This window comes from Wandonia haliotis (assembly GCF_039523435.1).
GTDB classification, from domain to species: Bacteria; Bacteroidota; Bacteroidia; order Flavobacteriales_D; family Crocinitomicaceae; genus Wandonia; species Wandonia haliotis.
Map to the genome: position 1 here is coordinate 234,897 of NZ_BAAAFH010000022.1, position 12,731 is coordinate 247,627.

The 12,731-nt window shown below is 36.4% G+C and carries 13 protein-coding genes; 6 read left to right on the forward strand and 7 right to left on the reverse strand.

The features are described from left to right. The first annotated feature begins 352 nt into the window (after window positions 1–352). Together ABDZ97_RS13740 and ABDZ97_RS13745 are read left to right on the forward strand one after the other, a co-directional pair. Window positions 353–712, forward strand: a complete 360-nt coding sequence (locus ABDZ97_RS13740; RefSeq protein ID WP_343788771.1) for a hypothetical protein — start codon at window positions 353–355, stop codon at window positions 710–712. 116 nt (window positions 713–828) lie between these two features. Beyond that, window positions 829–1,725: a hypothetical protein gene (locus ABDZ97_RS13745; RefSeq protein WP_343788774.1), complete on the forward strand. Its 897-nt coding sequence runs from the start codon at window positions 829–831 to the stop codon at window positions 1,723–1,725. Window positions 1,726–2,073: 348 nt separating this feature from the next. Here ABDZ97_RS13745 and ABDZ97_RS13750 read toward each other — a convergent pair whose 3' ends face one another. Both ABDZ97_RS13750 and ABDZ97_RS13755 read right to left on the reverse strand, forming a co-directional pair. Then, the gene (locus ABDZ97_RS13750; RefSeq protein ID WP_343788777.1) at window positions 2,074–2,265 is read right to left on the reverse strand and encodes a hypothetical protein; all 192 of its coding nucleotides are present in this window, start codon (window positions 2,263–2,265) and stop codon (window positions 2,074–2,076) included. 111 nt (window positions 2,266–2,376) lie between these two features. Further along, entirely contained in the window at window positions 2,377–2,781 is a 405-nt protein-coding gene (locus ABDZ97_RS13755; protein WP_343788780.1) for a helix-turn-helix domain-containing protein, read from the reverse strand. A gap of 348 nt (window positions 2,782–3,129) precedes the next feature. On the opposite strand from ABDZ97_RS13755, the gene ABDZ97_RS13760 reads away from it, so the two are divergent. Genes ABDZ97_RS13760 through ABDZ97_RS13775 form a run of 4 tightly spaced genes read left to right on the forward strand, consistent with a single transcriptional unit; the run spans window position 3,130 to window position 8,909 of the window. Beyond that, entirely contained in the window at window positions 3,130–3,957 is an 828-nt protein-coding gene (locus tag ABDZ97_RS13760; protein WP_343788783.1) for a hypothetical protein, read from the forward strand. 2 nt (window positions 3,958–3,959) lie between these two features. After that, a complete protein-coding gene (locus tag ABDZ97_RS13765) occupies window positions 3,960–5,990 on the forward strand; it encodes a hypothetical protein (protein ID WP_343788786.1) in 2,031 nt (676 codons plus the stop codon). A 32-nt stretch (window positions 5,991–6,022) separates the two neighbouring features. Next, complete coding sequence (locus ABDZ97_RS13770; RefSeq protein WP_343788789.1) at window positions 6,023–7,945, forward strand: T9SS type B sorting domain-containing protein; 1,923 nt, start codon at window positions 6,023–6,025, stop codon at window positions 7,943–7,945. Window positions 7,946–7,994: 49 nt separating this feature from the next. Next, a complete protein-coding gene (locus ABDZ97_RS13775) occupies window positions 7,995–8,909 on the forward strand; it encodes a PorP/SprF family type IX secretion system membrane protein (protein WP_343788792.1) in 915 nt (304 codons plus the stop codon). A gap of 437 nt (window positions 8,910–9,346) precedes the next feature. On the opposite strand, the gene ABDZ97_RS13780 is transcribed toward ABDZ97_RS13775, so the two are convergent. From ABDZ97_RS13780 to ABDZ97_RS13800, 5 genes are all read right to left on the reverse strand, one after another. Continuing rightward, a complete protein-coding gene (locus tag ABDZ97_RS13780; protein ID WP_343788795.1) occupies window positions 9,347–10,204 on the reverse strand; it encodes a hypothetical protein in 858 nt (285 codons plus the stop codon). Window positions 10,205–10,350: 146 nt separating this feature from the next. After that, window positions 10,351–10,836 (reverse strand): hypothetical protein, encoded by a 486-nt coding sequence (locus tag ABDZ97_RS13785; protein ID WP_343788798.1) that lies wholly within the window; start codon window positions 10,834–10,836, stop codon window positions 10,351–10,353. Between the two features lie 111 nt (window positions 10,837–10,947). Beyond that, on the reverse strand, window positions 10,948–11,523 hold the full coding sequence (locus ABDZ97_RS13790; protein ID WP_343788801.1) for a hypothetical protein: 576 nt from the start codon (window positions 11,521–11,523) through the stop codon (window positions 10,948–10,950). A gap of 188 nt (window positions 11,524–11,711) precedes the next feature. Beyond that, window positions 11,712–11,972 (reverse strand): tyrosine-type recombinase/integrase, encoded by a 261-nt coding sequence (locus ABDZ97_RS13795; RefSeq protein WP_343790996.1) that lies wholly within the window; start codon window positions 11,970–11,972, stop codon window positions 11,712–11,714. A 246-nt stretch (window positions 11,973–12,218) separates the two neighbouring features. Beyond that, window positions 12,219–12,731: hypothetical protein (locus ABDZ97_RS13800; RefSeq protein WP_343788804.1), on the reverse strand; the 513-nt coding region annotated here is incomplete at its 5' end.

Genomic DNA, 12,731 nt, shown 5'->3' on the forward strand with positions numbered 1-12,731 from the left:
GAAAAAGACGGAATAATGATAAAAAAACATATGCAGCTTAAAAATGCTTTCATTACTTATTAAATGATTAGATATTACAGTTTTCACAAAAGTAGTTAAAAACCTAAATTCCCCTCTAAACTCAGGTGATTTGTACCGTAAGTTTTATCCAAAACTCATCCGCTTTACTGGTGTTAAAAAACGCAATACCTATTAATCTGTTGATTAGGTTGAGACCAACTAAGCCACTTCCACTTGCATTACACATTAATATATTTACAGGTGCAACAAAAAATGATACACTATACGGATCAGCCGAATACTTTTCAAGGTTAAAAATAGCCATTCTCTAACTTTGCCAAAAAAAAGAAAGATGAAAACAAATTTATTGACAACAATTATTGGAACATTACTTATTGTAGTTGGAACTTTTTTACCGTGGGTTAGCGCTTTAGGCATATCTCTTAATGGATGGAAACAATCTTTTGGCTTTGCTGTATTCTTTGTTATAGTGGGCATAGTTGCTTTAGGACTTAACTTTTTAGGAAAAAAGTGGTCGAATATTGTTTCTATTGTTTTTTCAGTCATTTTAATTCTTGCTGCTGTGCTTGCTGTAACCGCATTTAATGAAAAATTTGGATCTGCCGGACCTGGTATTTGGATGGTTCTTATTGGAGGAGTCGTAAATAGTGTAGGATCAATATTGGGGTTAAAGCAAAAAAAGGCCGAATAACCTCTACTCATAACCGGAAATTAATTGTAAATCATTGTAAATGGCTTAAGTATGGTGCTTCAAAAACAATAGTTTTTAGCACCGTACTCTCGTTTAAATTTTATAAAAACTAAAAAATGTCCACGAAATTTATCTCTGCTCTCTGTGTTTTTTTCTGCACCTTCATCGTATTTGGGCAACTCCCGTTAAAAAAAGAAAACTACACCCAAACTGTAGCCAACCCAAAAACGATCCCTCTCTGTGGGGCAAGTGATATTGGGTTTTCAATTCCTATTGATGAATCGATAAAGAAATATGATAAAATTCAGATTCGATTTAGACGCAAAGAAATTGGTGAAATGGGACCGTTTAAAAATGTTAATGGCTCAGATCTAGGCTACATGGTATACTATCCAACGTCAAAAGCTTTTAAGGATTCCTACGAAGGTAAAAAAACATTGGAAGTTTGCATTAAACCATCCACCGCCACTACCACAAGCTACCTGTTTCTTGAAGGAGATTTATGCACTCGATTAAGAAATGCCAGGTATTACACCGCTTCTGAATACATAGTTGTAGTGGAAGGTTATTTTGAAAAGGGTACTGAAACGTATTGGGATGATTATTCGGAATCTGTAAAAACAAGAACCCTTTATGATTACTCAAAGGATGTACACTCTACCGTACCTTTCTCTTTTGTGATGACCGATGAGGATATGACGAAACTGGAAGAGATAGAAGCGCAAGAAGAATTAAAGGCAAAAATAAAAGAAAACGATAGCAAAATGTGGGGGATATACACGGTGGAATCAGAGATTCCGTTTGTTGGAACCACTCAACCTAGAATCGAAATTTATAATGCTTACCAGTTATTGCGTGATGATTTACTTAAAAAAGAAGATTATACAACGCTGTACGAAGTAAGTACCAAACTCGTGAATATCAAGCGTAAATACAACGTACTCAATAAAACACTAACAGGAGAAACCAATACAGAAGTTATTAAAGAAGAAATACTCAAGTTTCCCTATTAGGAATACGTGAATAGTAAGCCATCAACACATTGTTACCCGATTATTGTGGGGCACTCGTAGAACTGCTTAAATCTGTGAAGAAGCCCAAAGGCGATTAGCAAAAAAAGGGATTGAATTGCCGTGACATACCTCATCAATGAAATGTGTCACGGCAATTCATCAATAATCATGTAAAAGAACAAAAGACATACGACAAGAAGAGTAAAGTCTATAAATGCCTACTCAAAAAACCGGATCCTTCCCTAAGCAATTGTAAAGGTTGTCGATACTTAACTTACGAAAAGATGGAGATAAATGTCGTTGACCGGGAGAACCGTGAAATCTATAACAATATTGCAATTTAATAGATTACCTGAAGCCCAGGGAATTACCAAAATCAGGGTCAAATCGCTCAATTAAATCAAGCTCCTTTTCAGACAATGAATTTTCACAGGGTAAATTCATTGTTGCATTGTGATACACTCCCCTCTTTGTATTGAAATGATCTTCTAATGCCCTACCGGATCGGTACTCACCACTAAATCCCGAAAGCCGAGCCACTTTATCATAAAGTCGTGTAAAATAAACCGGGAATAGATGTCTTAAATAGTTGGTTACTGACCGTAGTTATACGGCCGCAACAGATAGATTAAAAGACACTTACTTATGTCTTTATTGATTATTGTTTAATAATTTTTCTAATAATTTGATGCGTGCTTCTTTTTCCTCAATCAAGTTTTCAAACAGTTTTCTGTTTTGCTCCAAAAGGTCTTTGTATGACTGTAAGAAATGCTCATCTATTGTGCGGTTGTTGTTATGATGAGGGCTATTATTGTAACCATTATTACCAACATATACAGATTCCAGAGGACGTTCAAAATCTGCAGGGCTTATATGGAAAAATTGAGCAATCTTTTCAATAGTCTCATCCGAAAATGCCGTTTTCCCATTTTCTAAATCGCTATACGCCTGTTGACTCATTTCCATGAAATGTGCTATTTCCAATTGCTTTTTATCATGCTGTTTTCTTAAAAAACGAAGTTTACGAGCATGTCCTGTAATAATTTCCCTATTCATAAGTCATAAAAAAATAAATTTTCACTTGTATTTTACAAGCTACCTATTCCTTCAAAATTAAGTACTTTTTTGATTTTGCTTGTACAATACAAGTAATTTTTAGTTCGTATACCCCATGACTACTTGTAAAATACAACTAACATAATTATCTGGTCTTTATTTTTTTAACAAATATTTCAGGAGCTGAATTTTTATGTTGCAACACAAATTAGCTACAACCAGAAGGTCTATTAACTAAATATCTACTTAATTATTAGGCATCTGACAGGGGAAGCCGAAAACCTACGACAGAGTAGGCACTTACCCAAAAAGTAACTATTAAATAGGAACATTAAAATCGAATCAAGTATGAAAAAACATCAATTACTATTGTATGTTTCCTTCTTCTCGTTACCGTTGGCGATGAGAGCACAAGAGGAAACACCTGCTCAGGATTCACCATTGATAGAGTTTGTTAAAAACAAGGAAAGTATAATTGACTTTAACAAATTGGATAACTTCAGTAATTATGGAAATACGGAAGAGAGAGACTTGAACAGGCAAACACCTGTAGAGTATATACATCTTGCTCTATCCAGTCCGGGAATTGAGAACGATATAAATTACGATCTTCCGGCAGATATTCTATCGGTTGATAACATTGACTATGACCTTAGTGGCTATAACAAAATACGGTTATTAGGTGAGAAAACAATTGTCTTAGGTACAGACACCGTTGAGAATAGTTCGCTTTTACAAATCACAGAGATATACAGCGTAAAAAAGGGGATAGATGAAATTACCCGATACGAAAACACCTATTATTCTTTTGTGAAAGACAGTAGCGTTGTCATGGAGGTCTTTCATAAAGAACGTTTATGGTCGGGAGGTTTGTCACAAATCTTTGAAGGGGTATCCATCAATACAGTGGGTCAGCATTCATCTATACAAATTGTACTTACGCCTAATCCTGCTTTAACAGACTGTACAGCTCAGTTTAGCTTATACGAAAGCGGAGAAGTTACGTTAAGAATTATCAACCAAAATGCGACTATGAACAAAAAGGTGTTTAGTGGTAATTTGAGCAGTGGTAGTCAGTCTATCCCGTTTTCCGTGGAAGATTTTGTTCCGGGAATTTATACGATTTCTCTTGAATTTGACAACAATTTTTATTCTTCTAACCTTATTATTAATTAATCATGAAATATCTAATTGTATTCATCTTTCTGATTTTGACAGGAAGTGTTTCGGCACAGACCTATCCGTGTCCGGTAAATGGAAATGCTGAGAGTAATAGCTTTTCGAATTGGACTACCTATACATCAACAGCTCAGGACCCTCAAAACCTCAATGCCTTTTCTCCCGGTTTTGATAGTGGCAGATTTGGGGTGCATGATGCTACTACTACTATCCCTCCTATGCTTGATTCTGGAGTAGATGGATATGGCGACTTCCCTATTCCAAGCGAGGGAACGTATTGTTTCAGAGTGGGGAATGCTGGAGTTGGTGCTCAGGCAGAAGCGATGCGATATACCTTTACGGTAACACCTCAGAATAAAATATTCAAACTGCGGTATGCACTGGTTCTTCAGGACGGTGGACATCCATCAGGAAAGAACCCTGCCGCATGGTTCTACTTTGTCAAAGGAGCAACTGTTACTCCTTCCTTTGAGGACTTTGCGGTATTTGGAAATACAATGCGTTCCTTTGTGGCAGACTTAAGTAATCCCTTTTACAAGCAGTCTGCAACAATTTCATCTGTTGTTTACCGTCCCTGGGAGTGTATAGAATTTGATCTTTCCGAATACGTGGGACAGACGTTATCGTTTGTGGCAATCGTTAGGGACTGTGTAGAAGGCGGACACTTCGGATATATGTATCTTGATGGACTTTGTACCGAATGGCCCGCAATAGCGGCAGGGTCACTGAATAAAACAGAGATGTGTCCACAGGAAACCCTTATTTTGAACGGTTCTGCTTCGGAGGGTGAAGACAGTTATTTTGTAGAGGTCGCGGAGATGGATCCTAATGATATGTATTCCTATGCCCCCGGTGGAATGGTGACGAGTGACTGGTTTGTAGCCCAGGAAGCACCCTCAAATTTTAATGTTTCATCTTATATAGCCTCAAAGGGGAAACAGTTCGAATGTGGAAAAAAATACAAGGTAAAACTAGCTGTTGCGAATCAGTGTGCCACATGGAATGAAACCAATTTTTGGGTCGATATTGTCTGTCCTGAGGTAGATTTAGGACCAGATGTTAACCAGTGCTGTGTGGGTGATGGGGTCGCTCAGGATTATGGGATTGGTGTTTCCCCTCCGGTTCCGGGAAATACGTATTCGTGGACATCTATACCTGCCGGATTTACGTCTAATTCGTCTTCTGTAAGTGTTATTCCGACTCAGAATACAGCCTATGTACTTGAGGTTACTGATCCGGGCGGATGTAAGGGTACTGATACCATAGCTTTTCGTTTTCTCCCTAATACAATCACTATCAATTTAACATCTGAATATAAGTTATGTGATAAGCAGCCATACGTTACTGCAAGTATTTCTGTGCCACACTGTATTCCTGACCCCGCATTTGAAGCATTGATCGGACTGGTAGATTATTCCGATATACAATGGCATTTTCAGCCGACAGGAGGTACTTCAACATTCATAGGTTCCGGTAAAACGATACACGCTCCTAATGCAGATGGGATCTTAACCGCATCGTACAACAATTTGGCATGTGAGTTCACAGGTTCTACAAGTTCTCAAAGTATGCAATTGTACTATCGACCGGGAGGACATGGACTGATAGCCCCGAATACCTTTACCCCCGATGGAGGAACATACAACAATGTCTTCCGCATATTGGAATTTGGTCCTGATGCGCCTGAAAATGTGGGAGAAGGACCTGCATACGATATTGTTGATTTTCGGTTGAGACTCTGGGATAGATGGGGTGAAAATTATAAAACCATTTCCAAAGCAGATGCAGGAAGACTTCCTCATGAAAATGTTATGCAAGGTGATATTTTTTGGGATGGTACATACAATGGTCTTGGAGTACAAGACGGGGTGTACAATTACACGCTGGAAATGCAGTATTGTGGAACAGATCACTTCGAAAGAGTGTGTTTGGACGGTAGTGAGGTTAATGCCTGTGTCCAATGGTTCTTAGGTCTTTTCTGTATAAAACGTTTAAGCGGATGTATTAGTCATGTAACTGTATTAAGATAATATCTTTGTACAATACCCGTTTATTAACGACAATGAGATTTACATATACTATCTTATTCGTATTGGTTGTCGGCTTCGCCTTTTCACAGGGCGAAGCCGATAAATGGGTTGTTAGTCCTAATTCACTGGTAGATTTTTCGGGAGGAGGAGCTGTTTTGACTGGCACTATTTCAAATGCTGATTTTGCAGAATCTGGAACCTGTATTTCGGACGCAACAGGGAATCTGTTATTTTATTCGGACGGAGAGATTGTATGGGGAGCAGACGGAAATGTATTACCAAACGGAAATGACTTATCTCCTGCGAGTTTAAGTAGTCTAAGAACAGTAACGCAAGGCAGTATTTTTATCAATACGCCCAATAATGAAAATCAGTATTATTTAGTTTCTCTATCTGCAAACGGAATGCTAAGCTACTCTGTTCTTGACCAAACGTTAAACGGTGGTATTGGAGATGTTATTTCTAAGCAAAATTTGCTGATCAGAGATACACTGACCGAAAAAATGGCAGTGACCAGGCATTGTAATAACCGGGATTATTGGCTGATTGTTATAAAATATAAGACTGTTACTACATCCGATTACACATTAGAATTTCTTAGTTACCTCGTGACAGAACACGGAATAAACCCTTCACCTGTCAAATCAAGTGTAGAGGCAGTTTGTTTATTCTTTGGAGAGATGAAGATTAATAATGCAGGTGATGAAATAGCATTTGCGGAAGCAAACACCTTAGTATTATGCAATTTTGATTCAAAAACAGGTATGGTTAGTCTTAAAAAACAGATCAATATGCAATTAGACCATGGTTACGGTATTGAATATTCCCCCAATGATTCACTTTTGTATATTAATGAGAAACAATACAATTTACATACTAACACTTTAACACACTTACTTCCTTATAAAAGCGGCTCTCACATGCAGAGAGGTATGGACGGGAAGATTTATTGTTTTAACTACCCTGAAAATGAAGTAAATATACAGCCCACAAGTTGGGGGGCTTACGGAAGTGGTACATTCCAACTTACATCCAATGCGGATGCTGTGTCTCATATTGCTTCTATTGCATCCCCGAATCTTTCGGGGTTGGCATGTGATTATATACCCCATGCTATTACAATCAATCACCCCGGTATTAATAAGAACTATATGAATCTGCCTTATATGGCTGCGTATCATTTTAATCATAAACCTAGTGATTTCAGTTTTTCAGGTACTTGCGCGAATACCTCTATTGATTTTTTTCTGGAAAACGGTTATACAGGCATTGACTCTATACATTGGCATGTTCCGGACTTAAATATGTCGGAACAGGGAGATACGGCTTCATTCGTTTTTCCGCATGCAGGAGAATGGACAGTAGAAGCGACAGTATTTCAGAATGGGATTGCAATTACATCTACCCAATGTATTACCATTTGCGGAAAAGAAACTATTCAGCTTCCCAAACACATAGACCTCTGTGATTACGCACCGTTTGAGATAAATCCACTAAACACGTGTGGGATTTCTTATTTATGGAATACAGGAGATACTACTTCGGCTATCTTTGTTAAAGAAGAAGGAACGTACCTACTTGAAATGACTACAGAATGTGGTGTTTTTTTTGACACCATGATTGTAGAAAAGAGCGAAAACTGTGCCGTACTAACTGAAATCCCTAATATAATTACAGCCAATAACGATGGCATAAATGATCTTTTTACAATTGAGTATAAAAATGCGGTTTCTTTCAGCTATGGGATTGTCAATCGTTGGGGCAATTTGGTAAAAGAGGGACAGGTAACCGTACCTCAGGCTTCTGTATTCAGTTGGAACAATACTGCTTTATGGGACGGCACTACACAAACAGGAGATCATGTTACAGATGGGACCTATTACTACCACATCACGTTTGAAACCTATAATGGTTCAATGATCGAAAAATCAGGCTTTTTGCAGGTTGTACACTGAGAAATGTCAACTGTTAAGAGCCTGGCAAAAAATAGTAAAATCACTACCTATGAATACAAGAGATAAAATAATCGGGGTGTTTACATTTTTAGTACTGAGTACACAGCTTTCAGCTCAGCAGGAACCTCTCTCGACTTTTTTTAGGGAGGGAAATCTCACGCAAACAAATCCCGGAATGACTGGTGCGGTTTATAAACATGCTGCGAATATACTATGGAGGGATTATTGGATTAAGAAAACGCCTCTGAATCTTCCACGTCAAACAACTTTTTGGACGAATTATTCTTACAAAATAGATAAAATTAATAGTGGAATCGGAATCAATTATCGCTATGATGCTTTAGGATATCAAAAAAGAAACACTGTGTCACTTTCCTATGCTTATCATATTCCGATTAAATCGCTTTTTCTTTCAATTGGTGTTTCCGGTGGGATCAACACATTAAATCGTAATTATTCTGATCTGACTTTTGCGTCTCCGGTTCCTAACCCGGATTATAACCCCGTTTTCACTTCAGATTTTGGAATCGCTTTGCGCCATGAAAAGTGGAATACTGGAATAAGCGTAACACAATGGAATAATCCGACATTCAGATCGGATAATTCAACTAAAAATTACACCCTTGATCCTCATTTTTGGTGGTTTGTAGATTACCGTTTCAAGTTGAGTGAGTATTGGGATTTAACCCCTCGGATTCAACTGGCAACCGATTGGGCTACACTCTCTACAACTATTCAACTATTGGCTTCGTGGAAGAAAAACCTTTGGTTTGGTGTAGGTGTAAAAAATGCTTTTCTCAAGAACGCTTTTTCCACTCATTCTTTTACAATTTCTCCAATGATTGGCTATGATATAAAAGGTATGTTCCGAATTGGTTATGCCGGAAACATTTCAAATACACCTGATCCGTATATGTTCAATCTTATGACGCATGAAGTAATAGTATCGTTTTTAATGAAATGATAGCAAAATCAGGATTGGTTTATGATGAAAATTACCGAAGTGTAAATCCCGTATTGTTGAAAAAATAGTTGAATTTTTTATTGGATTTTACCATGGTTTATTGTTGGCAGCTTTACTTTACTACACGTTTAATTAATGATATATTGATACACCTTTTAATGATGTACAAAGATTCTCTAAAGAAGTATCTTTTATTCTTCAGACATTTCAAGTCCGCTAGTTTTATAATAACCAGAAAAAATTTATCAATACCATCATATATTATTCACTTTAGGCAAAAAGTCAGAAGAGAAACTATCTATTGGAATCAAGTTGTCTTGATAGAATCTTAAATCTCTTTTTAATGACGTATTTTGGGTATTGCTGCTAACGTTTTGCAGTAGGCGATGTGGCGCTTTCTTTCGAGTGTTATTGTGCGCCATTTTGCTTGCTGCGTGTTATGTACATTCTTCATACTCGTGGATAATATGAAAACGGTCATGATTTTTATGAACGCCATCAATCCCACTAAAATATCCATTTGTAAATCCTGATTCTTCTATTAATTTATTTTCATTATCAAATTTCCGCTTATGAAAAGAATGAAGGGCACCAGTTGAAGATCTGACTTCAAAATTTATGATATTTTCATTCTTGTCGTATTCAAATATTCGTTCATAATAGATTTCACCATTTGAGAAATCTTTTATCGATTCTTTCAATGTTAATCCATTTTCAATTTCGATTTCAGTGGAAGTCAAGAGCGTACCATTTTCGTGAAACTCTTCTTTTAGAATTATTTCGTTTTTGCTGTTGTATTTTTCCTTGATTACAACTTTGAAATCATGCTCGAAACCTTTAATTATCGTTTCTCCTGAATTGTTCTTTGCATCAAATGTGTATTCTTGACTCTCCAATAATTCTTTGAAACGATAAAACTTGTTGTTCCAGTTGTCCCCATCGATGATTTTTTCTAACCTTTCTACCTCTTCATTATCTTGAATCATAGTTCTTATAAATCCAGAATCAGATTTTACTAGTGAAGTTTGCTCATACAGTGCGCCGCCAATGCTAAGTTTTTCGTCAATAATATCACCTTCAGCATCATATTCAAAAATTTGAGAGCTGTTTTCAATTCCACCTTGAGTTTCACTTTGACGAATCAAGTTACCATCTGAATGATATTCAAAATTTTGTTCAACCGGTGGTGATTCCCGATAATCAATTGAGTGAACCACATTCCCATTTTCATCATAAGATTCCTCATGAATAAGTGTTCGACTTTCTTTATCTACAGAGTATGATTTACGTTTCATCTTCATTGTACATAACGGCTCGCAGCTACGCACCGTGCGGTTTCGTTACTGCAAATGTTTTCTCGAAGTTACGAATGATTTCCTAATCCTAGCGTGACTTTTCGAAGCATAAGTTCCGTATGGTTCGTAGGTGCTGTTATATGCATTCATTCAAGTGTTCCGATAATTTTCGTAGGATTGTTTTTAGGTTGTAAAGTGTCATACTTAAAGGTGCTGAAGGAAAAAGGATAATCGTAATATCTCAATTCAACAAAGTTTTCCGAGTTGAAGTAAATGTCAGCCTCTTCGGGTAAATTATCTCCTTTTTCCCAGTCTATTTTCAGTACTCCATCTGAACAACTACAACTTCCTTCATCCGCAACTTTTCCATCTGGCGCATAATAGGTAATTGAATTTTCTTCTATCTGGAGCCACCTGCTTGACATTCCTCCTTCAAATACACCATTTTCCAACGTTCCTTTGTGTAAGCGAGACCTAACGTTTAGTTTTCCAATAATATTCTCACAGGTTTCAGCCTTAGAAAAATATGAGCACGAGTCCGGTCCATCATTGTCTCGCCATTCAGAATGATCAGCACAGAGGGTTCTGACTTTCGAACTGCCTTTACATCGAACAAAAGTAATTGCGGACATAGCTATTATTAAAATTATTGTACTTCTTTTCATGATGCTCTTAATTGCATATAACGGTTCTGTACTAGGCAATGTGGCGCTTTTCTCGAATGTAATTGTGCGCCATTTTGTTTAGTACATGTTATATGTATTTTCTTTTTCAGAATGATAATTCTCGTAATATTCGGTTAGAAATATTTTCCCTTTTTCCGTTAAATATGGTAAACTTGATTTTATCTCAATAAGACCATACGCGATATAAAAATTGATGACATTTTCATTCAATTCAGAGTTGTTTTGAAACACAGTGTCAACGTCAACAGAACGTGTAGTTATATATGCTACTTTATCAAATAATTTATGAAAGTGATGTTTGAAGAAATTTTTCATTGATGCTTTATGTTCATGAGAACGCATTCTTTCCTCGAAGAATAACTTTATCTTAAAAGCAACTTCATTAATCCACGGAATTATGAGAATTAACAAAATCGTAGCCCCAAGTGGGTAAGTGAATCCGTAAAGTGGGCTAATCAATTTATTGCTTATAAAATCCAATTTGTTAGACTCAAGATCTTTTGAACTAACAAAAAACAATACAACAAAAATTTTCCAGTTACAGATGATCCAACTAATAATGAAAGTTCCATAGAACGGACTTTTCATTCTTTCTTTTATCGTTGATTCAATTGTTGCTTTTATTTTTTCCATTGTTGCTGATTTGTGGACATAGTTACACACAACTAGTTTATACATCCAATTTAACCATACATTATCGTCTACAATATGGAAATATTGTACAGTTTTACTGAATATTACATTGTGAAAATTAATGAAATGTTTTTGATTTACAAATCATCAAACGGACTTTTTATTCGTTGTATACCTCTATTAATCAATCACATGTAAATATCGATTGTCTTTGAACTGCTGTGACCCAGCAATTCCTGTATATAGCGAAGATCAGTTCCGCTTTCCAATAAATGGGTAGCATAGCTACGCCGTAACCAATGAAGTGTGACTTTTTTCTTAATGCCTGCCTTTCTTACAGCTTTTTTTACTACTTCTTGAATGCTGATAGGGCTATATTGTTTCCCTGGGGTTTGCCCTTCAAATAGCCTTTTCTTGGCTTGAAGAGTTTGTAATATTGACGTAATAATTCAATGATTAGCTATGATATAAAAGGCAGGTTCCGAATTGGTTATGCCGGAAACATTTCAAATACATCTGATCCGTATATGTTCAATCTTATGACGCATGAAGTAATAGTATCGTTTTTAATGAAATGATAGCAAAATCAGGATTGGTTTATGATGAAAATTACCGAAGTGTAAATCCCGTATTGTTGAAAAAATAATTGAATTTTTTCTTGGATTTTACCTTGGTTTATTGTTATCCTCTTTTTTCTATCTCCACGAAACAACTCGATAATCCGAGTAATTTTCATCCATATCTTTCATTCTATTTTCTAAGGCACTGATTCCAATTTCTTTAAATGATTTCACTTCGTTATCAGTCATTATATGGTATATGTCGACTCCCAAAGCAACTGGTTTACAGATTGAAAGTTCAAACGTCAAGTCCGTTTTTTTGTAAATTGTGTATTTATATGGATTTGAAATTATCTGACAATTTTGAGTTGGTTTAATGCTTTCAATGTCAATTAGTTCTTTTTGAATCAAACGATATCTTTTTTGGCTTCCGTGACCGCCATCTTCATTGTAAAAGAAGAAAGGTCGATTACACTTAGGGCATTGATGAATTTCACAATTCCAATAAGGATATTCGTTAAGCAAAATGGGAGCTTGTTCTCCCCAATATTCTTTTGGAGACTTCCTATTTAGATCTTGTTCAATTTTCCCTATTCTTACTAATTCGGGTTCAAATTTCGGATTCCAATCATTCCAACCTTTGAATTT

Bases quoted from the DNA above. Each gene is read 5' to 3' on its own strand.
- ABDZ97_RS13740 (WP_343788771.1), top strand. From the start codon at position 353: ATGAAAACAAATTTATTGACAACAATTATTGGAACATTACTTATTGTA.
- ABDZ97_RS13745 (WP_343788774.1), top strand. From the start codon at position 829: ATGTCCACGAAATTTATCTCTGCTCTCTGTGTTTTTTTCTGCACCTTC.
- ABDZ97_RS13755 (WP_343788780.1), bottom strand. From the start codon at position 2,781: ATGAATAGGGAAATTATTACAGGACATGCTCGTAAACTTCGTTTTTTA.
- ABDZ97_RS13760 (WP_343788783.1), top strand. From the start codon at position 3,130: ATGAAAAAACATCAATTACTATTGTATGTTTCCTTCTTCTCGTTACCG.
- ABDZ97_RS13765 (WP_343788786.1), top strand. From the start codon at position 3,960: ATGAAATATCTAATTGTATTCATCTTTCTGATTTTGACAGGAAGTGTT.
- ABDZ97_RS13770 (WP_343788789.1), top strand. From the start codon at position 6,023: ATGAGATTTACATATACTATCTTATTCGTATTGGTTGTCGGCTTCGCC.
- ABDZ97_RS13775 (WP_343788792.1), top strand. From the start codon at position 7,995: ATGAATACAAGAGATAAAATAATCGGGGTGTTTACATTTTTAGTACTG.
- ABDZ97_RS13780 (WP_343788795.1), bottom strand. From the start codon at position 10,204: ATGAAACGTAAATCATACTCTGTAGATAAAGAAAGTCGAACACTTATT.
- ABDZ97_RS13785 (WP_343788798.1), bottom strand. From the start codon at position 10,836: ATGTCCGCAATTACTTTTGTTCGATGTAAAGGCAGTTCGAAAGTCAGA.
- ABDZ97_RS13790 (WP_343788801.1), bottom strand. From the start codon at position 11,523: ATGGAAAAAATAAAAGCAACAATTGAATCAACGATAAAAGAAAGAATG.